The organism is Candidatus Accumulibacter similis (assembly GCA_013347225.1).
Lineage (GTDB): Bacteria > Pseudomonadota > Gammaproteobacteria > Burkholderiales > Rhodocyclaceae > Accumulibacter > Accumulibacter similis.
Genome location: CP054595.1, coordinates 4,578,680 through 4,599,829, shown reverse-complemented (window position 1 = coordinate 4,599,829; position 21,150 = coordinate 4,578,680). Strand labels below are relative to the sequence as shown.

General features: G+C 65.8%; 23 protein-coding genes. 14 read left to right on the top strand and 9 right to left on the bottom strand.

Features of this window, described 5'->3' with window-relative positions; all coding sequences use genetic code 11:
• The first annotated feature begins 4 nt into the window (after positions 1–4).
• The 11 genes from gmk (at position 5) to frdD (ending at position 10,540) form a co-directional block, all read left to right on the top strand.
• Entirely contained in the window at positions 5–613 is a 609-nt protein-coding gene (gmk, locus tag HT579_20305) for a guanylate kinase (GenBank protein QKS31056.1), read from the top strand.
• Positions 614–629: 16 nt separating this feature from the next.
• Complete coding sequence (locus HT579_20300; protein QKS31055.1) at positions 630–836, top strand: DNA-directed RNA polymerase subunit omega; 207 nt, start codon at positions 630–632, stop codon at positions 834–836.
• Positions 837–1,211: 375 nt separating this feature from the next.
• Complete coding sequence (locus HT579_20295) at positions 1,212–3,308, top strand: bifunctional (p)ppGpp synthetase/guanosine-3',5'-bis(diphosphate) 3'-pyrophosphohydrolase (protein ID QKS31739.1); 2,097 nt, start codon at positions 1,212–1,214, stop codon at positions 3,306–3,308.
• Between the two features lie 52 nt (positions 3,309–3,360).
• Positions 3,361–4,596, top strand: coding sequence for a D-amino acid dehydrogenase (locus HT579_20290; GenBank protein QKS31054.1), 1,236 nt, complete (start codon positions 3,361–3,363; stop codon positions 4,594–4,596).
• Between the two features lie 15 nt (positions 4,597–4,611).
• Entirely contained in the window at positions 4,612–5,406 is a 795-nt protein-coding gene (locus HT579_20285; GenBank protein ID QKS31053.1) for an enoyl-CoA hydratase/isomerase family protein, read from the top strand.
• Between the two features lie 9 nt (positions 5,407–5,415).
• On the top strand, positions 5,416–6,204 hold the full coding sequence (locus tag HT579_20280; GenBank protein QKS31052.1) for a TatD family hydrolase: 789 nt from the start codon (positions 5,416–5,418) through the stop codon (positions 6,202–6,204).
• Positions 6,205–6,393: 189 nt separating this feature from the next.
• A complete protein-coding gene (locus HT579_20275; protein QKS31051.1) occupies positions 6,394–7,137 on the top strand; it encodes a class I SAM-dependent methyltransferase in 744 nt (247 codons plus the stop codon).
• Between the two features lie 107 nt (positions 7,138–7,244).
• Positions 7,245–9,032 (top strand): fumarate reductase (quinol) flavoprotein subunit, encoded by a 1,788-nt coding sequence (frdA, locus tag HT579_20270; GenBank protein ID QKS31050.1) that lies wholly within the window; start codon positions 7,245–7,247, stop codon positions 9,030–9,032.
• Entirely contained in the window at positions 9,025–9,780 is a 756-nt protein-coding gene (locus HT579_20265; GenBank protein QKS31049.1) for a succinate dehydrogenase/fumarate reductase iron-sulfur subunit, read from the top strand. The genes frdA and HT579_20265 overlap by 8 nt, the downstream gene beginning before the upstream one ends.
• The gene (locus tag HT579_20260; protein QKS31048.1) at positions 9,777–10,175 is read left to right on the top strand and encodes a fumarate reductase subunit C; all 399 of its coding nucleotides are present in this window, start codon (positions 9,777–9,779) and stop codon (positions 10,173–10,175) included. The genes HT579_20265 and HT579_20260 overlap by 4 nt, the downstream gene beginning before the upstream one ends.
• Complete coding sequence (gene frdD / locus HT579_20255) at positions 10,172–10,540, top strand: fumarate reductase subunit FrdD (GenBank protein QKS31047.1); 369 nt, start codon at positions 10,172–10,174, stop codon at positions 10,538–10,540. Before HT579_20260 ends, frdD begins: the two co-directional genes overlap by 4 nt.
• A 63-nt stretch (positions 10,541–10,603) precedes the next feature.
• Here the strand turns inward: frdD and HT579_20250 are convergent, their stop codons facing one another.
• Entirely contained in the window at positions 10,604–11,407 is an 804-nt protein-coding gene (locus tag HT579_20250) for a flagellar brake protein (GenBank protein QKS31046.1), read from the bottom strand.
• A gap of 119 nt (positions 11,408–11,526) precedes the next feature.
• Positions 11,527–11,856 carry an EscU/YscU/HrcU family type III secretion system export apparatus switch protein gene (locus tag HT579_20245; GenBank protein ID QKS31045.1) on the bottom strand — a complete coding sequence of 110 codons (330 nt, stop codon included), beginning with the start codon at positions 11,854–11,856 and terminating at the stop codon, positions 11,527–11,529.
• Between the two features lie 280 nt (positions 11,857–12,136).
• Here HT579_20245 and HT579_20240 point away from each other — a divergent pair, with 280 nt between their 5' ends.
• From HT579_20240 to HT579_20230, 3 genes are read left to right on the top strand one after another with little or no spacing between them, the layout of a single operon-like run.
• Complete coding sequence (locus HT579_20240; GenBank protein ID QKS31044.1) at positions 12,137–13,246, top strand: DegT/DnrJ/EryC1/StrS family aminotransferase; 1,110 nt, start codon at positions 12,137–12,139, stop codon at positions 13,244–13,246.
• Positions 13,247–13,270: 24 nt separating this feature from the next.
• Complete coding sequence (locus HT579_20235) at positions 13,271–13,510, top strand: acyl carrier protein (protein ID QKS31043.1); 240 nt, start codon at positions 13,271–13,273, stop codon at positions 13,508–13,510.
• Positions 13,500–14,243 (top strand): SDR family oxidoreductase, encoded by a 744-nt coding sequence (locus HT579_20230; protein QKS31042.1) that lies wholly within the window; start codon positions 13,500–13,502, stop codon positions 14,241–14,243. The genes HT579_20235 and HT579_20230 overlap by 11 nt, the downstream gene beginning before the upstream one ends.
• Positions 14,244–14,256: 13 nt before the next feature.
• Here the strand turns inward: HT579_20230 and HT579_20225 are convergent, their stop codons facing one another.
• Genes HT579_20225 through HT579_20195 form a run of 7 tightly spaced genes read right to left on the bottom strand, consistent with a single transcriptional unit; the run spans position 14,257 to position 21,118 of the window.
• The gene (locus tag HT579_20225; GenBank protein ID QKS31041.1) at positions 14,257–15,810 is read right to left on the bottom strand and encodes an amino acid adenylation domain-containing protein; all 1,554 of its coding nucleotides are present in this window, start codon (positions 15,808–15,810) and stop codon (positions 14,257–14,259) included.
• 9 nt (positions 15,811–15,819) lie between these two features.
• Positions 15,820–16,494: an acetyltransferase gene (locus HT579_20220; GenBank protein ID QKS31040.1), complete on the bottom strand. Its 675-nt coding sequence runs from the start codon at positions 16,492–16,494 to the stop codon at positions 15,820–15,822.
• Between the two features lie 23 nt (positions 16,495–16,517).
• Complete coding sequence (locus tag HT579_20215; GenBank protein ID QKS31039.1) at positions 16,518–17,465, bottom strand: hypothetical protein; 948 nt, start codon at positions 17,463–17,465, stop codon at positions 16,518–16,520.
• 16 nt (positions 17,466–17,481) lie between these two features.
• The gene (locus HT579_20210) at positions 17,482–18,270 is read right to left on the bottom strand and encodes a hypothetical protein (protein ID QKS31038.1); all 789 of its coding nucleotides are present in this window, start codon (positions 18,268–18,270) and stop codon (positions 17,482–17,484) included.
• Positions 18,271–18,273: 3 nt separating this feature from the next.
• Positions 18,274–19,287: a methyltransferase domain-containing protein gene (locus HT579_20205; GenBank protein QKS31037.1), complete on the bottom strand. Its 1,014-nt coding sequence runs from the start codon at positions 19,285–19,287 to the stop codon at positions 18,274–18,276.
• Positions 19,287–20,399, bottom strand: coding sequence for a class I SAM-dependent methyltransferase (locus tag HT579_20200; protein QKS31036.1), 1,113 nt, complete (start codon positions 20,397–20,399; stop codon positions 19,287–19,289). The genes HT579_20205 and HT579_20200 overlap by 1 nt, the downstream gene beginning before the upstream one ends.
• Entirely contained in the window at positions 20,396–21,118 is a 723-nt protein-coding gene (locus HT579_20195) for a WbqC family protein (protein ID QKS31035.1), read from the bottom strand. Before HT579_20195 ends, HT579_20200 begins: the two co-directional genes overlap by 4 nt.
• Positions 21,119–21,150 lie beyond the last annotated feature (32 nt).

The following is a 21,150-nucleotide window of genomic DNA, read 5'->3' as shown; positions in this document are numbered from 1 at the left end:
GCCCATGACCGGACACCTCTTCATCGTCAGCGCGCCGTCCGGCGCCGGCAAGACGACCTTGGTGCGGCTGCTGCTGGAAAACGACGCGGCGCTCGGCGTCTCGGTCTCGCACTGCACGCGCGCGCCGCGGACGGGTGAGCAGGACGGGCGCGAGTATCACTTCGTCGCTGTCGGCGAGTTTCTCGACCAGGTGGCTGCCGGCGGCTTCCTCGAATGGGCCGAAGTCCACGGCAACTACTACGGCACCGCCAGAAGCGTCGTCGAAGCCGCCCTGCTCGCTGGCCAGGACATGTTGCTGGAGATCGACTGGCAGGGCGCACAACAGGTGCGGAAACTCTTTCCGGCGGCGATCGGTATCTTCATCCTGCCGCCGTCGCTGACGGAACTGGAGCGGCGGCTGCGCGCCCGGGCGACCGACGGCGCCGAAACGATCACGCGTCGACTGGCGGCGGCGCGGGAAGAGTTGCGGCATGTCGCCGAATTCGACTATGTTATCATCAACGAAGACCTGCAACGTGCGCTGCACGATCTGCTGGCGGTGATCAGTGCGGCGCGACTGCGCTATGCCACGCAACGTCAGCGACATTCCACCCTGTTCGCATCTATGCTCTGACACCCTGGAGATCCGCATGGCAAGAGTGACCGTAGACGACTGTCTGAACCGTATTCCAAACCGTTTCCAGATGACGCTGGCTGCGACCTATCGCGCGCGCCAGATCACTGCCGGTGCGTCGCCGCTGATCGATGCCAACCGTGACAAGCCGACCGTCACGGCGCTGCGCGAGATTGCGCTCGGCAAGGTCGGACTGGAAGTGCTCAACCGCGGCCAGGCCTGAGCGTTCGCGTACCGTTTGCGAGGCGCAGGCATGGACGCGGGTGGTCGCGGTGTAGGGACCGCGGTCGCGGCGGCTGCCCTCGATGCGACCCGGCCGCCGGCAGGGCCTGTTGCCGGCGACCCTGGCGGGCCGGACTACGTTGTCGGGCCGCAGGCGCCAGCGGCTGCCCTGGAGCACGTGGCGGATGGCACCGTTGATGCGCCTGCTGCGACGGTCAATGGGCAGGTTGCCGTAAGCGACACGGAGGCGGTGGTGCCGGCTGCACCGGCGACCGCAGCCGCTGCTGCCGAGGCGGAACCCGCACCGCCGGACCCCCCCGAGCCGATCCCCTGTGCCGAGGACGATCCCGCCTACCAGGTCTTCATCGACAGCCTGATGTACCTGCCGCCGGAAGAGGTCGAACTCGTCCGTGAGGCCTATCGCTTCAGCGAGGCGGCGCATCGGGGTCAGATGCGGCAGTCGGGCGAGCCCTACATCACCCACCCGCTGGCTGTTGCCGGCGAGATTGCCGAATGGCAGATGGACGTCGAGGGGGTGATCGCTGCGTTGCTGCACGACGTGATGGAGGACACGCCGGTCAGCAAGAGCACCATCGCCGAGCGCTTCGGCAAGCCGGTTGCCGATCTCGTCGATGGCCTGTCCAAGCTCGACAAGCTCGAGTTCCAGTCGGTCGAGGAAGCGCAGGCGGAGAACTTCCGCAAGATGCTGATGGCGATGGCGCGTGATCTGCGCGTGGTCCTGATCAAGCTCGCCGATCGCCACCACAATCTGCAGACCATGGCTGCCATGCGGCCGGAGAAGCGCCGCCGCATCGCCCGCGAGACGCTCGAGATTTACGCGCCGATCGCCAACAGGCTGGGTCTCAACAAGCTCTACCACGAGTTGCAGGATCTCTCCTTCGAACTCATCTTCCCGATGCGCGCCCGCGTTCTTGCGCGTGCACTGAAGGCAGCTCGCGGCAACCGGCGCGAACTCCTGTCGCGGATTCTCGACGGCATCAACCGCCGGCTGCAGGACGCGGGCATCGAGGCACGCACGTTCGGCCGCGAGAAGAGCCTGTACTCGATCTACCGCAAGATGCTCGAGAAGCGGCTCTCGTTCTCGCAGGTGCTCGACGTCTACGGCTTTCGTGTGCTGGTCGCCGACCAGACGACCTGCTATGTCGCGCTCGGGGTCCTGCACGGCCTGTACAAACCGGTGCCGGGGAAATTCAAGGACTACATCGCCATCCCGAAGCCGAACGGTTACCAGTCGTTGCACACGACACTGATCGGACCGCATGGCACGCCGTTCGAGTTGCAGATCCGCACCGAAGCGATGGACAACCTGGCGCAGGAAGGCATCGCGTCGCACTGGTTGTACAAGGACAGCGAGCACTTTGGCGCCGACCTGCAACAGAAGACTTCCACCTGGTTTCACTCGCTGCTCGACCTGCAGAGTGCGACCGACGAGTCGGGCGATTTCCTCGAGCATGTCAAGGTGGACCTCTTTCCGCACGAGATCTACGTCTTCACACCGAAGGGCAAGATCATCGCCCTGCCGCGCGGTGCGACGGCGGTCGACCTGGCGTACGCGGTGCACTCGGACATCGGCAACCACTGTGTCGCCGCCAACATAAATTTCCAGCCGATGCCGCTGGTCACCGAGTTGACCAACGGCGACCGCGTCGAGATCGTCACCGCGGCCGATGCGCACCCGAGCCTGGCATGGCTGACCACGGTCAAGACCGGTCGGGCGCGCAGCAAGATTCGCCATTACCTGAAGAGCGTCCAGCATGACGAGTCCACGCTGCTGGGCGAGAAGATGCTCGATCAGGAACTGCGGGCGCTCGGTGTGGCCGCTTCGGAATTGCCGGTTTCGAGCTGGAAGAACGTCCTGCGCGATTCCGGCAACAAGCTGATCAAGGAGGTCTATACCGACATCGGTCTGGGTTTTCGTCTCGCTGGCGTCGTTGCCCGCCGTCTGCTGGCAAGAGAGGATGCGTCGCAGGCGCAGTCTCAGGCCAGGGCGCCTGCTTCGCTGGTCATCCGCGGCAGCGAAGGAATGGCCGTGCAGTTTGCTCCCTGTTGTCAGCCAATACCAGGTGACCCGATCATCGGCTCGATCTGGAAGGGCAAGGGGCTGGTGATCCATACGCACGATTGTCAGGCGATTCGCAAGCTGCGCAGTGCCAAGCCGGCGAAGTGGATCAATGTCGAGTGGGAGCCGGAGCCGGGCAAGCTGTTCAGCGTGCGCCTGCGACTGACGGTGCAGAACACCGTTGGTGCCTTGGGGCGAATCGCCACCGAGATCTCGCAGTCGGGAACCAACATTGTCCATGTCAATATGGACGAGAAACATCCCGGCCTCTACACGACGATCAATTTCACCGTCCAGGTGGCCGGCCGCACCGCTCTGGCAAGGCTGATGCGCAGCCTTCGCCGCCTGCCGGAGGTGGTCCGCATTGCCCGTGAGCAGGGGCAGGCGACTTGAAGCCGCGCCCTGCGGGCCGCTGGTCCAGGCCTGAGCAGCGGCGCTTGCCCGCTTGAAGGTCCTCGTCCTCGGCGCCGGCGTCGTCGGCGTCTGCACTGCGTGGTATCTCGCGCGAGCAGGGCACGAGGTCTGCGTCCTCGATCGCCAGCCGGCGGCCGGGCTGGAAACCAGTTTCGCCAACGGCGGCCAGATCTCGGTGTCGCACGCCGAACCGTGGGCCAATCCGCACACCCCTCTGCGGGCACTTGCCTGGATGCGGCGGGAGGACTCGCCACTGCTGTTCCGGCCGCGCTGCGATGCGGCGCTGTTCGGCTGGGTGCTGCGTTTCCTGCGCGAGTGCACGCCCGGGCGGACGCGGGCCAACGTGCGCCAGATCGTCAATCTGGCCCTCTACAGCCGCCGCCAGCTGCAGGCGCTGCGCGCCGAAGTGCCGCTGGCCTACGATCAGCTCGAGCGCGGTATCCTGCACCTGTATACCGACCGCCGCGAATTCGCGGCAGCGCTCGGGGCCGCGGCGCTGATGCGCGAGTATGGCTGTGAGCGGCGGCCACTGAGCATGGACGAGTGCGTTGCCATCGAACCGGCGCTGGCGTCGGCACGCCCCCTGCTCGTCGGTGCCGACTACACGGCGGCCGACGAGTCGGGTGACGCGCACCGCTTCACACAGCAGCTGGCGCATCATTGCGCGGCGGCCGGCGTGGTCTTTCGCTACGGTGTCGCGGTTTCTGCGCTGCGCGCGGCCGGCGGCAGGGTGCAGGCGGTGCGTGCCGACGGCGAGTGGCACCAGGCTGATGCCTACGTGGCTGCGCTCGGCAGTCACACGCCGCTGTTGTTGCGGCCGCTGGGCCTGCGCCTGCCGGTATACCCGGCAAAGGGTTACTCGGCCACCGTGCCGCTGGCGGCGGACAGCGTCGCGCCGACCGTCAGCCTGATCGACGACGCGCACAAGATCGTCTTTTCCCGCCTTGGGCAGCGGCTGCGAATCGCCGGCACGGCCGAGTTCAATGGCTACGACACAGAACTCAACCCGGTGCGCTGCCACGCCCTGATGGCACGCGCAAGGCAGCTCTTTCCCGACCTGCGGCCGGCTGGCGAGACTGAGTTCTGGGCCGGACTGCGGCCGGCGACGCCGTCCAACGTGCCGCTTGTGGGTCGCTCACCGATCGCCAATCTGTATCTCAATACGGGGCACGGGACGCTCGGCTGGACGATGGCCTGCGGGTCAGGGGCCGCCCTCGCCGACATCATCAGCGGCCGCCCACCCGAGCCGCCGTTCCCGTTCCTCTGAACGCATGGAGACAGCATGAGCACCGTCAGCTACGAAGTCAGCGACCACGTCGCCATCCTCACCCTCAACCGGCCGCAAGCGCTCAATGCGCTCGACCTGGCGATGATCGAAGACCTGCGCGAGGCGACCGCGCGCGCCGCCTTCGCGCCCGAGGTGCGCGCCGTACTGCTGCGCGCCGCCGGCGATCACTTCATGGCCGGCGGTGACCTCAGGTGGTTCCGCGAGCAGGTGGCGCAGCCTGGCGAGCAGCGGCAGATGCGCTTCGAGCGGGTGATCGCTGACGTGCACTTCGCGATCCTCAACCTGAAGAGCATGCCGAAGCCGGTCGTCGCCGCCGTGCAGGGCGCGGTCGCCGGTTTCGGCATGTCGCTGATGATGGCCTGCGATCTCGTCGTGGCGGCGGAAGACGCCTATTTCACGCTCGCCTACAGCAACATCGCGCTCTCTCCCGATGGCGGCGCCACCTGGTCGCTGCCGCGGCAGGTGGGTCTCAAGCAGGCGATGGAGATTGCTCTCCTGGGCGAACGTTTCGACGCTGCGCGCGCGCGCGAACTCGGCCTGCTCAACCGGGTCGTGCCGCTGCCGCAGTTGCCGTCGGCGGCACTGGCGCTGGCGCAGCGGCTGGCGAGCGGACCGACCGGCGCCCTGGCACGCACCAAAGCGCTGCTCAACCAGTCGCTGGCCACATCGCTGGCAGCACAGTTGCAGGCCGAGCAGCAGGCTTTTGCCGCCTGTGCCGCCGAAGCGGACTTTGGCGAAGGACTGGCCGCCTTCTTTGACCGTCGGCCGGCCGCCTACGCCCTTTCGTAGCGGCCGGTGGTGCTGATCGACACCCACTGCCACCTCGCCGCCGGCGACTTCGCTGCCGATCGTGCGGCGGTGGCAGCGGCGGCGCGTGCCGCCGGGGTGAGGGCGATCGTCGTGCCGGCGGTGGACCTGGCAAGCCTTGCAGCCGTCAGCGAATGTTGCGCGGCCATTCCGGGTTGCGCTGCCGCTTACGGCATCCATCCGCTGTACGTGCCACAGGCGGCGGAAGGCGACCTGCGGCAGCTGCGCGAGTGGCTCGAGCAGACGGCGTCGGCGCCACGAGCGGTGGTCGCGCTGGGGGAGATCGGTCTCGACTTTCATGTCGCCGGTGCCGATGTCGAGCGTCAGGAGCGCTTCTTCGTCGAGCAGTTGCGGATGGCGCGCGACTTCGGCCTGCCGGTGCTGCTGCATGTCCGCCGCGCCGTCGATCGGGTGCTCAAGTACCTGCGGCGCGTACCCGTGGCCGGGGGCATCGCGCATGCCTTCAACGGCAGCCGGCAGCAGGCGGACGAGTTCATCGCGCTCGGATTCAGGCTCGGCTTCGGCGGGACGCTGAGCTGCGACCGCGCGCGACGCATCCGGCATCTGGCGGCGACGCTGCCGTTGTCGTCGATCGTGCTCGAGACCGATGCGCCGGACATGCCGCCAGCTTGGCTCGCGGGAGGACGCAATACGCCCGGCGAGCTGCCGCGGATCGCCGCCCTGCTCGCCGAACTGCGCGGCAGCGACGTCGACGAGCTGGCGCGGGTGACCAGCGGCAACGCGCGTGCCGTGCTGCCTCGGTTGCTTTCGGACGATTGATCGGGTAGGGTACGGCCTCACGGCGTCGGGCTGCTTACCGTGTGCCTGTCCGGGTTGCCGGGCAAGGAACGAACTGGTGGCACGGGCAGCATTCCGGGATCGGCACAGTGCTTGCCATGGCGGTGCCGGCGGCGGTCTTGACGATCTCGAGGGACTCCTCTGCGAGCGCAAACGTTGGCACTCTCCATCATGAAAAACAGCTTCGATCGACCAGCCGCCACGAGCGTGGCGCTGAAGAAGGTTCTGCCTGCGATCCCGCAATACCTGCAGGCCCACTACTGGTGGGCCTACGTCCATCCCCGCGCCGTCCATGTCTTCGAACGGCAGTGGCTGGTGAATCTGATTCTCTGGGGTAACTACAAGCGCCTGTGCAATGCGCTGCTGCAGGGGTACGGGCAGCATCTGCCCGGCCGCACGCTGCAGATCGCCTGTGCCTACGGCGATCTGACGCCGCGTCTGGCGGCATGCGTGGCGCCCGGCGGCATGCTCGAGATCGTCGATATCCTGCCGATCCAGCTCGAGAACCTGTCCGGCAAGCTGGCTGCCGCGGCACCGGTGCGCATGCATTGCATGGATTCGGCGGCGCTGGGCTTTGCCGACGGCAGCTTTGACCGCGCACTGCTGTTCTTTCTCCTGCACGAGCAACCGCAGGCCGTCCGCGAGAGGACCCTGGCCGAGGCGCTGCGGGTGGTTCGACCGGGTGGCACGCTGACCATCGTCGACTATGCGCCGCCGAGCCGCCTGAATCCGCTGCGCTATTTCTGGAAGCCGGTCCTCGATCGCCTCGAACCGTTCGCACGTGACCTCTTCAGCGAGGAGGTGGCCGCCTGGCTGCCGCGCGACGGCCGCTCGATCATGGTCAGCAAGCAACGTTTCTTTGGTGGCATGTACCAGATGTTGACGCTCCAGGTTGTCGCGGGTGCAAGCGAGTAGCGGGCAACCGGACGCGCAATCGACTGGCCGTGGCGCACTTAGTGCCGCCGCGGCTTTCCGCAGGATGATCGTCACCGGACTCGGTCCGGTGCGAGAAAGGATCAAGCATGGAGATATACAAGGCTGATGTGGTGATCGTGGGTGGCGGAGGGGCAGGCCTGCGGGCGGCGATCGCCGTTGCCGAGGCAGACCCCTCGCTGCGGATTGCGCTGGTGTCGAAGGTCTATCCGATGCGCAGTCACACCGTCGCTGCCGAAGGAGGTTCGGCGGGGGTGAAGCAGGCGAGCGACAGCCTCGAGTACCACTTCAACGATACCGTGCATGGCGGTGACTGGCTCTGCGAGCAGGATGTGGTGGAGTACTTCGTTGCGCATTGCACCGAGGAGTTGACGCAACTCGAGCACTGGGGTTGCCCGTGGAGCCGGACGCCGGACGGGCACGTGAACGTGCGTGCGTTCGGCGGCATGAAGATCGAGCGGACGTGGTTCGCGGCCGACAAGACCGGGTTTCACATGCTGCATACGCTGTTCCAGACCTCGATCAAGTATCCCTCGATCAAGCGTTTGGACGAACATTTCTGCGTTGACCTGATCGTTGAGGACGGGCGTGTCCAGGGGGTCGTCGCGATCGAGATCGCTTCCGGCGAATTCACGCTGGTCGAGGCGCGCTCGGTGGTGATTGCCACCGGTGGTGCCGGCCGGGTGTTCCGCGAGAATACCAATGGAGGCGTCGTCACCGGCGACGGCATGGCGCTGGCCTATCGGCACGGCGTACCGCTGCGCGACATGGAGTTCGTCCAGTACCATCCGACCTGCATGCCGGGAACCGGCCTGCTGTTCACCGAGGCCTGCCGCGGTGAAGGTGGCTTCCTGGTCAACAAGGACGGTTATCGCTATCTGCAGGACTATGGGCTGGGGCCGGCCGAGCCGACGCCACGCAACAAGGCGATGGAACTCGGACCGCGCGACCGACTGAGCCAGGCGTTCTGGTACGAGCAGCAGAAGGGCCGCACGATCGAGGGGCCGCACGGCTCGGTGGTACACCTCGACCTGCGCCACCTCGGCGAGCAAAAGCTGCGCGAACGGCTGCCACAGATCTACGAACTGGCAGAACAGTTCATGGGTGTCGACCCGGCGCATGCGCCGATCCCGGTGCGCCCGGCGGTGCACTACACGATGGGTGGCATCCTCGTCGACGGCCGCTGCGCGGCACCACTGCCCGGGCTTTTTGCCGCCGGCGAATGCTCCAGCGTCGGCATCCACGGCGCCAACCGGCTGGGTTCCAACTCGCTGTCGGAACTGCTCGTCTTCGGCAAGGTTGCCGGCGTCGAAGCCGCGCGCCATGCGCGTTCGGTACCGGCCGGCGATTCCGCCCGGCTGTTGAAGCAGGCGCAGGCGGTCGAACAGCGCGTCCAGGGTCTGAAGACGAAGAGCGGCGGCAGCGAGCGCATCGCCACGCTGCGCAAGGAAATGGCGCAGACGATGGAGGACGGCTGCGGCATCTACCGTCTCGCCGACACCATGGAGAAGACCTGCGACAAGCTGGAAGAACTCAAGGATCGCTTCCGCAACGTCAATCTCGAAGACAAGTCGAGCGTCTGGAATACCGAGTGGCTGCTCGCCATCGAACTCGAGTACCAGCTCGATGTCGCGCAGTCGATGGCCTGTTCGGCGATCAACCGGCGCGAGTCGCGTGGTGCCCACCAGCGCCTGGACGGTTTCGAGCAGCGTGACGATGTCAACTTCCTGGCGCACTCGCAGGCGCACTACGTTGCCGGCGGTCCGCCGCGGATCGACTACGGACCGGTCAGGATCACCAAGTCGCAGCCGGGAACGCGGGCTTATGGGGCCGCAGGAGAAAAGGCCGAGCAGGAAAGGAAGGCGTCCAATGTCTGAAATGCAGAAGACGATCGAGATCGAGGTCCTTCGCTACCACCCGGAAAAGGACAGGGAGCCGCACCGCCAGGTATTCGAGGTGCCGTTCACCGACGACATGTCGGTACTGCAGGGTGTGCAGTACATCAAGGATTACCTCGATGGCTCACTGAGCTTTCGCTGGTCGTGCCGGATGGCCATCTGCGGCAGTTGCGGCATGATGATCAACGGCATCCCGAGCCTGTCGTGCCAGACGTTCCTGCGCGACTACTACCCGGCACGGGTGCGCGTCGAGGCGCTCGCCCACTTCCCGATCGAGCGCGATCTGGTGATCAACATGGAAGGCTTCATCGAGAAACTCGAGAGCATCCAGCCGTACATCATCCCGAAGGAGGAACGCGCGCTGGCACAGGGCGAGTATCTGCAGACGCCCGAGCAGCTCAATGCCTATGAGCAGTTCAGTTCGTGCATCAACTGTCTGTTGTGCTATGCCGCGTGCCCGCAGTTCGGTCTCAACCCGAGCTTCATCGGACCGGCAGCGACGGCGCTGCTGCATCGCTACAACGTCGATTCACGCGATGGCGGCAAGGCGGAACGGATGGAACTGATCAATTCCGAGGAAGGCGTGTTCAACTGCACGGCCGTCGGTTACTGCTCGGAGGTCTGTCCGAAGCATGTAGACCCGGCGAACGCGGTAAACCAGAACAAGACCAACAGCGCAGCCGACTATTTCCTGCGCTTCCTCGCTCCGAAAGGAGGTGCCAAGTGAGCAAGCGTCGTCCCTATGTGCGCCCGATGGACGGATGGTGGCGCAAGAACCCGTTCTTCGTCGAGTACATGATCCACGAGGGTACCGCCCTGTTCGTCGCAGCCTACGCCGGCGTCCTGCTCACCGGACTGTTTCGCCTGTCGCAGGGCGAGGCCGCCTGGAATGCCTGGCTGGCGGCGCTGCAGAACCCCTGGTACATCGCTTTTCACCTGGCGGCGCTGGTGGCGCTGAGCTATCACACGTACACCTGGTTCAAGATCATGCCGCGCACGATGCCACCGTTGGTCGTCGGGGGCGAGCGCCTGCCGGGTTGGGTGATCACCGCCGGCGGGCTCGGCGCCGCGGCTGCCGCCTGTCTCGGTCTGCTCGCTCTGGTATGGGGGATGACACGATGAAAGCTCCGCTGAAACGTTCCAACGCACCGATCTTCTGGGCTCTCTTCGGCGCTGGCGGCATGCTCTCGGCGCTTCTCGGGCCGATGCTGGTGTTCATCACCGGACTCGCTCTGCCGCTCGGCCTGCTGCTGCCGGCCGACACCATGAGCTACCCGAAGATGCTCGCCTTCGCCCAGAACATCATCGGCAAGGGGTTCATCTTCGCAATCATCGCGCTCTTTCTGTGGCATGCGGCGCACCGCATCTTTCACAGCCTGCACGATATCGGCATTCACGCCGGTACGGGCGCGAAGCTGCTGTGTTATGGCAGCGCAATGCTGGGGACGCTGATCGCCGCCTACGCGCTGCTGGCCATCGGCTTCTAGCGGCGCCAGCGGTGGGTGAGAGGCCGGGCGCTGCGCCCGGCCTCTCACCCACCGCCTTCTTCTTCAGGCCATGCCGCTGAGTCTGGCCTTGCGCTCGCGCTCGATGCGCGTGATGTAACGCTGCAGCATGTTCATCCGCGCCCCCGTGAGGCCGAGGAATTCGCAGCCGACGCGGAAATAGCGGGCGCCGCCGCGGGTTGCTTCCTCCCCCTTGTTGCAGACCAGCAGGTTGGCGGTCAGCAGACCTTCGTCGGGCAGGCTGATCCTGCCGTCGTTGAGACGCTGGCCGCGCGGCAGCAGCGCGGCGAGGCCGGGTGCCGCCATCAGGCCGACACCGCCGCCGCTGATGTCGAGGATCGAGGTGTCCACCGGCAGGGCACTGCCGTCGGTGCGCCTGAGCGTCGCGACCAGGCGCACGGGCCGGGTCACCGGCGTCGTCAGGCGGAAATACTCGCGTCGCTGCAGTCGCAGCAACTGGTCGGGCAGCGCCGCCGTGAACGCCGGCAGACCACCGCTGCGCGTCTCCGACAGTCGTCCAAGGCGGAACTGGATCTTCACCTTGTCCAGCGTGCTGACGAGATGCAGTTGCTCGGCGAGCAGCGCCGCCTGGTTGATCGCTTCGTCGCGACCGTTGTCGATGACGATCCGGCCGGCACCCGCATCGACCTCGACGACCGATGTCAGGAAGAACGAGCGGCCCTGCTCGAAGTAGGCACTGACCAGCGCCCGACGTTGCACCAGACTGCGCAGGATGGCCAGGACCTCGACCTTCGACTGCAGGAGAAAGCGGGCGTGCTCCTCTGGCCGCTCGATCTCGAGGCGAACGGGCCGCTCATCGGTCAGCATCCGGGAATCGGTTTCTTCCATGGCCATTCCTGGGATCATCTGCAGCCGGCAGTTTAACGCAGAAAGGGCTGCCGAGCCGGATCAGGCGCCATCGCGCCCTCGCCTGCGCGTGCAGAGAGCGTTCGCGTCCGTGCCGCCGATCAGGGTGGGCCACCGCCTGCTGCCGGCAAGGCGCTGAACAAAGGTGCGGGCGACACGGCCTGGCCACTCTCGAGCTGATAGAGCCAAGCCAGCAACTCGGCGACTGCGACGTAGAGGTTTGGCGGGATATGCTGGTCGAGATCGACCTGCATCAGCAGCGACACCAGTTCCGCCGATTCATGCACATAGACGCCGTGCTCATGGGCGCGGGCGATGATCTGCTCGGCGACCAGGCCACGCCCCTTGGCGAGCAGTCGCGGTGCCGCATCGGCCTGGTGGTAGGCGAGAGCGACGGCGGTCTTGCGCGGATCATCGGCTGGCAGGGGCATGCGTGCTCGCTTTGGTCCTGTGCCTTGCGGCAGGCCGCGCCGATCCGGGCGAGGGCCGTCGGCGGCGTCGGCAGGAGCGCATGATCTTAGCCGTCGGCCGTCAGCAGCGCAAGCTTGCGCTTCCTTGCCTGGTGACGCAGGCAGCGACCTGGAGTGCTGGTTGCCGACAGGCCATCGGCTTCCCGCGGCGCGGCCGCACGGCGCGGAATGGCAGTGCCGCAGCGCAGCGACTGGGGCATAATGTTGGCCACGACCTGCCGCCCACCACCCCTGGATCCCAATGGAAGACAACCGGACCTTCCTCACCCGGCCGTATCTGCCCCCGCTGGAGGAGTTCCTGCCCTATCTGTCCGAGATCTGGGAAAGCCGTCAACTGACCAACGGCGGGCCGTTTCATCAGCAGTTCGAGGAGAAGCTCCGGGACCATCTCGGCGTCGGGCATGTCTCGCTGTTTGCCAATGGCACGCTGGCGCTGATGACGGCGTTGCAGGCGCTGCGCATCACCGGTGAAGTGATCACCACTCCGTACACCTTTGCCGCCACCACGCATGCGCTGCTGTGGAACGGCATCAAGCCGGTGTTCGTCGATATCCGGCGCGATACCTGCAACCTGGACGAGGAACTCGTCGAGGCGGCGATCACGCCGAGAACGACCGCCATCCTGCCGGTGCATTGTTATGGGCAGCCCTGCGCCGGCGGGCGCCTGCAGGAGATCGCCGATACCTATGGGCTGAAGCTGATCTACGATGCGGCGCACGCTTTCGGCGTCACCGTCGACGGGCGCTCTCTCCTGGCGCAGGGCGATCTGGCGATGCTGAGTTTCCACGCCACCAAGGTGTTCAACACGTTCGAAGGCGGCGCCATCGTCTGCCACGATCTGAAGCTCAAGCAGCGAATCGACTACCTGAAGAACTTCGGCTTTGCCGACGAAGTCACAGTCGTCGCGCCGGGAATCAATGGCAAGATGAACGAGTTCCAGGCGGCACTCGGATTGCTGCAACTCGAGCACGTGGATCAGGCGATCGCCGCGCGAATGGCCATCGACCGGCGCTATCGGCAGGCGCTGGCCGAGGTTTCCGGCATGGAGTGCCTGCCGGCCATCGATGGGGTGAGGCGCAACGGCGGCTACTTCCCGGTGCTGGTCGGTCCCGACTACCCGCTGTCGCGTGACCAGCTCTACGACCGGCTGCGGCAGTGGCAGATCCATGTGCGTCGTTACTTCTTCCCCTTGATCAGCGATCTGCCCATGTACCGCGGAATCGCCTCGGCGGCGCCGGCCAACCTGCCGGTTGCGACGAGCATCGCGCGGCAGATCCTGTGCCTGCCGATCTATCCCGATCTCGACCCGCCGACGGTCGACCGCATCATCGACATCATTTCCTCGCCGTAGTGAACAACGTTCCCAGGGACACGCATGACTGAACTCCTCGCGCTGATTGCGGCAGCGCTCAAGCTGCCGCCGGTCTCCATCGAACCGGGCACGTCGATGAAGAACACGCCGGCCTGGGATTCGCTGGCGCACATGGAGCTGATCATCGGCATCGAGGAGCGCTATCGGGTGGTTCTCGATGCCGACGAGATCGCCGACATGACTTCGGTTGCCAGCATCATCGGGCAACTCGCCAAGCGGGGCCTGGTCGACGATGCGGCTTGAGGGAGCGGTGGCGATCGTCACCGGGGCGGCGCAGAACATCGGCCGCGGCATTGCCATTGCCCTGGCCGGGGCCGGCTGCCGGGTGGCGGCAATCGACCTCGATCGCGAACGGCTCGAGACGCTGGTGGACGAGCGCATCGACGTCCTCGCCGGTGACGCTGCCGACCCCGAGCAGGCGGCGCGGATCGTCGACACCGTCAACGGCCAGCACGGACGGATCGACATCCTGGTCAACGCAGCCGGCTGGATCTGCAGTGCGCCACTGTACAACCTGCTCGATCGCGCCGCCGGGCGTCACGACATCGGCCTGTGGGAGAAGGCCCTGCGCATGAACCTGACGACGACGCTGGTGATGGGTTCCTGCGTCGCCGAAAAGATGCTGCGCCAGCGCACGCGCGGTGTGATCATCAACATCAGTTCGGTCGCCGCCCGCGGCAACGCTGGCCAGAGTGCGTACGCCGCTGCCAAGGCGGGCGTCAACGCGCTCGCCCTGTCGTGGGCAAAGGAGCTTGGCGGCCTGGGGATTCGCTCCCTGGCGATTGCGCCGGGTTTCATCGACACCTCCTCGACGCATGCCGCGATGAGCGAGGAACGCCTGCGCGAATGGGTTGGCAGGATCCCGTTGCGCCGGCTCGGAACAGCCGATCAAGTGGCGCAGACCGTGCTCTTCGCCGTCGCCAACGACTACCTGACGGGAACGGTGATCGAACTCGACGGTGGCCTGAAACTCTGAAGCCCGCTGCGCCTCAGTCTCCGGTCAGGCGCTGCTGCAGTTGCTTGCGGTCGAGCTTGCCGTTGGCGTTCTTCGGCAGCTCGGCCAGGACCTCGATCTGCGCCGGGATCATGTAGGCTGGCAGGCGGTCGCGCAGCGCCTGCCGCATGGTCGCCTCGTCGACCGGTGACTGGGAACTGACGAAAGCAGCGATTCGCCCGTGCTGCTGCCGCAGCCGGTGATAGACGCAGACCGCCTGGCGGATCTGCGGCAGCGACTCGAGGGCGGCCTCGATCTCCTCGAGCTCGATGCGATAGCCGAGGTGCTTGATCTGGTTGTCGCTGCGCCCGACGAACCAGAAGACGCCGTCCTCGTCCTGTCGCACCAGATCGCCGGTCCGGTAGAAGCGTTCCTCGAAGCCGCTATTGTGCGGATTGCCGGCGAAACGCTTCCGGCTGTGCTCGGCATTGTGGTAATAGCCCAACGCCAGCTGCGGGCCGAGCAGACACAGTTCGCCGACTTCGCCATCCGGCACCAGCCGCTGCTCCTCGTCGAGGACCAGCGCCGAAAAGTTGGGCGCCAGTCTGCCGAGCGGGGGCAGACCATGCAGCTGCGCGAAGTCGCCCTCCGACAGCGTGTACGCAGAGCAGATGCAGGTGCATTCGGTCGGCCCGTAGACATTGACCAGACGCGCTCGCGGGTGGAAGAGGTCGAACAGTCTCTTCAGCTCGGCTTTCGGGTAACCCTCGCCGCCAAAGACGAGGCAGCGCATCGCCGGCCAGGTGTCGGCCCCAAGTTGGCGCATGGTCATCAGATAGATCAGCAGCGACGGCACCGAGAACCACAGCGTGCAGCCGCGTTCGCCGACGTGCCGCACGAGGTCGGCCGGCGAGCCGACGATCTCACGTCCGAGCGGCGCCAGCGCCGCACCCGCGAACAGCGATGCGTAGAAGTCGAAGACGGAATTGTCGAAGTGCAGCGGATTCGCCCCGCTCAGCCGGTCGCCGGCGCCGATGCCGAATTCCGCGCGCGCCCAGTGGACGAAGTTGAGGACGCTGGCGTGGGCGATGGCAACGCCCTTGGGTGCTCCCGTGGAGCCGGAGGTGAACATCAGGTACGCCGGGTCGCTGCCGGTGACGAGGCCGGTTGCCGCCAAGCGCGCAGCGGATAGCCGATCGACGACGGCGGGCTCCGGGAGCAGCAGCAGCGGTACGCCTGCCGACTGGCAGCAGTGAAGAATCGCCTCGGGCAGCGGGTGATCGCTGACCGCCAGTCGCGGCTGGCAGGTGGCGAGAATCATCGCCAGGCGCTGTGGTGGATTCTGGTCGTCGAGGTTGACGTAGGCCGCGCCAATCTTGAGAGCGGCGAGCATCAGGGCGTGTCCCTCGACCGTCTTCGCGTTGAACAGCGCCAGGACATCGCGGCGGCCGAGTCCGAGCGAGCTGATCCAGTGCGCGAGCTGGTTCGTCAACCGGTCGAGATCCGCGAAGGAAACCGAGCGCCCTTCGGCGAGAATCAGCGCCGGTCTCTCGGGGTAGCTCTCGGCGACGCCCTCGAAGGCCAGGCCGAGGTTGTAGCGGTAGCGCACCGGCGGGGGTCAGCGCAGTCTCGACATGCGCAGGAAGCGCTCGCTGTCGAGGCGGAACAGTTCGGTATCCTTTTCGACCAGGACGCTCTTGTCGGCAACCGATTTCGTCAGCAGCGTGCGTGCACCGAGAATGCTGTCGGCGCCGACGACCACTTCGTTGCCGATGGTCGCGTTCAGTGCCACGAAGCAGCGATCGCCGATGACCGTGCTGCCGCCGATCGCCGTTCCGGCAGCGATCCAGCAGTGGTTGCCGACTTGCGCGTGGTGGCCGACGACGACGTTGCTCCAGAGCGCGACGTTGTCGCCGATTCGCGCACCTGCCTCGAGCGATACACCGTCGGCGACGAAACAGTTCTCGCCGACGACCGCGTCGGGTCCCGGCCACGAACGCGAACTGACGTAGCTGGCGAGGCGATAGCCCCTGCCTCTGGCCGCGAGAAACAGTCTTTCCCGCACACGATTGAGTTCATGGTAGCCGACGGCGATGTGCAGCTCGTGGTGTGCAGGAGGAAACAGACGCGTCGCTTCGTCGAAGGGGAGCAGTGGCAGGTTGCGGTACGATTCGCCGCAGGCAAAGGCCGGGTCGCAGGTATAGGCGACGATCTCGTAGTCGCTGTCGCGGTTGAAGTAATCCGACAGCACGTCGGCAATCTTCCCGGCACCAAAGAGCAGCAGTTTCTTCATCGTTTTTCCCTCCTGGTGCAGGCTCAGGCGAGAAGTTCCGCCCAGCCGAACCCCTCGCGGCCGAATTCGTTGCCGCAGTAGAGCATCAGCGTCCGGCCGTTGAGGTCGAAGACGTGTGGATAGCAGATCATCTGCGAGTCCCAGTCGGCAGCCGAGGGGGCGATTCCGGCTGCGTCATCGTCGCGCTGCCAGCGCAGCAGGTCGTCCGACACGGCATGACCGATGCGGTAGCCGCGCTCGGAGTTGCGGAAATCCACGCCATGCCGGTAGGAGAACAGCATCCGCTGGCGGCCTTGCCAGGCAAAGGTCGAGGCGCTGGTCTGGCACTCGAAGTCGACGCGTGCCGGGATGACGGGTTGCGCGTCGCGAGCCCAATGGACGCCGTCCGATGAACTGGCGTGCATGATCACATACACCGACTCCGGGTGCCCCGCCACCTGCAGCCACGTGGTCCCGGAGAGATACCACATGTGCCAGTCTTCCTCGCCAAGGCGGCGGACGATCGGGCAGGCCTGCAGGTACGGCTCATCCAGCGATGGGCCGACGATCGGCCCGCGGCCACGGCGGCTGAAGCTGCGGCCGCCATCGCGACTGACGGCCAGCCCGATGGCCCAGTCATAGGGAACGGCGACCCGGCGTGACCAGCCGCAGTAGTAGAGCCAGAACTCGTCGCCAACCGCAAGGACGGTTCCCGCCATGACGCCGAACTGGTCGAAACAGCCGGCTTCGCCCAGCTCGAGTACCGGTTCCGGCGAAACCTCCAGCACGGTCATCGGGTCGCTGCGGTCGAGATCCACAAAGCCGCTGTAGCTCAGGCACGAGCCGTCGGCTGCCCGCTGCGGTCGGCAACTGAAATAGACGCGCAGGCGGTCGGGCAGCAGCAGGGTGGTCGGCACCTGCGCGAACTCGTGCATCCAGGGCAGCCGGCCGGCAGGTCGAAACAGCATTCCCAGCTTGCGCCAGTGCAACATCTTGCGACACCTCCCGCTAGGGTTTGACGAAGTAGGCGTTGGGATAGATCGAGAAGGCAAACTTCTGCATTCTCGGCACGGGCTGGCCGATCTCGGCGAAGTAACCTTCGATTGCCTGGCCTTCACCCTCCCAGGGCGGCGAACCATAGGCATTGAAGGCGACGACGCCACCGCTGAGGACCAGCGGATAGAGGTGGCGCAGGCCGGCGAGTGTCGGCGCGAAGAGATTGACATCGAAGTAGAGGAGGCTCAGGCGCGTGCCGAGCGCATTGCGGGCGAACTCCTCGACGGTGGCGCAGATGTCGCCCTTGATCAGCTTGCAGCGCTCGACTCCGCGCAGGAAGTTGTCGTTGTTGTGCAGGGTGACCATCCGCTGCAGGTATTCCTCGCCTGGTTGCATGCTGCCGATCAGGCGGTCGACCCACGGTCGGCAGGCACCATCCTGCGGTGCGAACGACTCGTAGCCGGCACAGCTCTCGAAGCCATAGACCTTGCGCCCGCGATCACCCGGGTTGAAGGTCTCGAGGAGCTTGCTCCAGGTGAAGAAGCCGGCGCCGAGGTACACCCCGAGTTCGGCGATCGATCCAGGCATCTCGGCGATCAGCCTGAACAGTTCATAGTGGGCGAGCAGGCGCGCCATTTCCCGCCGGCGGATGAACGCGGGTGCGTGCAGCATGACCTCCTGCAGACTCAGGTTGGCGAGGCTGACGCATTGCTCCAGTTCCCGCCAGTGTTCGCGCTCGTACGCTTCGTAGCGCGCGCGGCAGTCCTCGTCGATTTCCGGTCGGGCGTTGATCGCCTTCACCACTCATCTTCCTTCCAGGTCACGCGCTGCCGCCCGCCGGACTGCCTCGTCCAGCCAGCGGTGCAGGCTCTTGCCACTGCGCGCGCAGGCGGCCTGCGCCATCGACTTCGCTTCCTCGGTGACGCCTTCCAGCAGGCCATGGTAGCGCGTGCGATGGGTGCCGCCACGGATACCCGGAATCTCGAAATCGAGGTCGGCGAAGGGCTCGCCCTCGCCGACGCGATACTCGATGACGTAGAAGACGCCGCCGATGATCCACTCGAGCTTCACTTCCCGGCACGAGACGGGCAGGTGTTGCAGCGGCAGTTCGTAGCGGTAGAGGGGATTCGAGTTCATCAGCACGCGGCCGAACTCACTGTTGCGCAGCCAGACGGGCATGCTCTCGTCGCCAGCAACGACCTTGCCGCCGACCTTGGTCACGCGGTTGACCTCGCTGAAGAAGGCGCCGATGTCCGAGAAGGTGTTCAGACCACCGAAATGGAAGACCGCGTCGAAAACGCCATCGGCAAACGGTAGATGGCAGGCGTTGCCGACGTGGAACTCGGTCGGCACCTGCTTTGTCGCCATCTTCGGAAAGCTGTGGCGGAGGATGGCGAGCGACAGATCCTGCAGGTAGAGACGGCCCTCTGCCCCGAGGCGGTCGGCGATCAGGACCGAGTCGCGGCCCGATCCGGCACCGAGTTCGAGGACCCGCTGCGTTGGCAGCAGTTCCAGTCGGTCGACCAGTCGGCTTCGCACACGCTGCTCGTCTTCGCGAAAGGTGTCGAAGGTCAGGTGCAGATTCTCGTCGTAGACGTCGGCATTGGCGTCGTACCAGAGCTTCGCCTCGAGATCGCTGGCGGCGAGCTGACGCGGAAAGACGAGATCGGGAATTCCGTCGGCGATCGGGAACTCGGCGCCGCAGGGACATGCCAGCAGCCCTTCGAGCACTTCCTCGCCCCGCTGTTGCACGATTCGCACTTGCATCCGTTGCTTGCAGGCGGGGCAGACATACACTTCAGCTTCGCCAAGCCTCATCAGACCATTCCTCCCTGGCTGGATTCGGCACCCAGCCTGATGAACATCGCCTTGCCGCAGACGAACGCGCGCTCGATCCGCTGGCGGCAGGTCTCGAGCAGTTCGTCACCGACACGCCGCGGACCGTCTCCATGCGCCCACTGGTAGTCGTCGAGGATCAGCCAGCCGCCCGGCAGCAGGCGGCTGAGCCAGAGTTTGCAGTCCTCTTTGACGGCGGCGTGATCATGGTTGCCGTCGACGTGCAGAATCGCGATACGGCGCGAAAAGGGCACGGCGACCGATACGCGCGTCGCGATCGGCAACCCGTCCGCGTAGATGGCGAATGCCTGGTCGGACGGCAGGCGCAGATGCGCATGATCGTCGCCCGACCAAGGCGCCAGGTTGACGAAGAAGGCTTCGGCAAGAACCTCGTAGTCCCACTCGTCGACCAGCCGGCCAATGTTCGCCGGCGAGTCATGATGGATGGCGTGCGCTGCCTGCCAGGGATCGACGGTCAGCAGCGGACCAATCTGGTAGCGCCGCGCGAGGTACAGCAGAACCAGAGCTGTCCGCCCCATCAGTGCGCCGATCTCGACCAGGTCGCCGGCTGGAGCACTGGCGGCGATGGCGATCATGGCTGCCAGCTTCTCGTCGCTCGATTCACCATGGACCAGCCCCGCCTGCCGCAGCAGGCCGGCGACTTCGATCTCGGGCAGGACCTCGGCACCGGCGGCGCAGGTCGACATCCAGGATCGCAGGCAGCGGGCTTGCGCCATCAGTTCGCGGTGCTGGTCGACCTGCCGGCGAATGGGTGAATCCCCGAGCAGTTCGACGCCCGGGCCATGCTCGGGAATCCAGGTCAGCAGATGACTGTAAACACTGGCCACCGGACAGAAGATGCGGCTGATCGAGTGCTTCTCGATCAGGGTGCGGAAGCCGCTGTCGAAGCCGGCTTCATGAATCATCGGCAGACGCAGCACCGTCTGGCCATCGAACCGGGTCGCATCGCCGGCGACCGAGGCGGCGAGGACCAACGGTTCGCCAACCAGCCGAGCTGCTCGCCAGTAGTCGGTCGCCAGTCGATTGACGGCCGGGAAGATCAGCGTTTTCGGTGAGGCGGCACGGGTGTTCATGATCGTTGGTCCGCGAGCGGCGTCTCGATGTCGCAACGCGCCAGTTCGGCACGCGTCGCCTGCCGCCCGAGATGCATCAGCAGGTCGATGATCGACAGCCAGGGGCTCCAGCCGCCGCCGATCTGCGGATAGGGTCGTTCGCGGGGAACGAGGAAACGCAGTTCCGTCCCGCTCTGTCGAAACAGCACGGGATCGTACAGCGCGCGGCCGCCCGGCAGGTTGAGGTACTCCGCCGCACCGGCGTTTGCGCACAGGGCAAGGATGCGCTCCTGGCCGCGGCTGCGACGCTCGGGGTCGATCGCCGACGACGTCAGCACCGGTGTGTCAATCTCGAGATGGGTGGCAACTGTGCTGATGCTCCGCAGCAGGAAGGGCAGCAACGGGCCGCGACCGTTGCTGACGATCGGTTCGAGGAAGGCCTGCGTTTCCTCGTAGAACGGGGCACGGCGATAGCTTTGTGCGAGAGTCGAGCGAAAGCGCTGCCACCAGCTCGGGTCGCTGGCCAGCTCGATCTCGTTGATCGGGCGGTTCTGCGAAGCCTGCCGCACGGGAAGGCTGAACCGATGTGGCGCGCCGGCGACGAGAATGCGGTTGCGGTTGATCCAGCCACGCCGGATGAAGGCGACATCATCGAGCACGATCATCCTGTCGACTGCGGCGATGAGTTGCCAGTAACCGATGTAGGGCATGAAGTAGGGCTGCATTATCGCCAGTCGCACGCGGCGCTTCTCCGTTGCACGGCCCTGGTGCC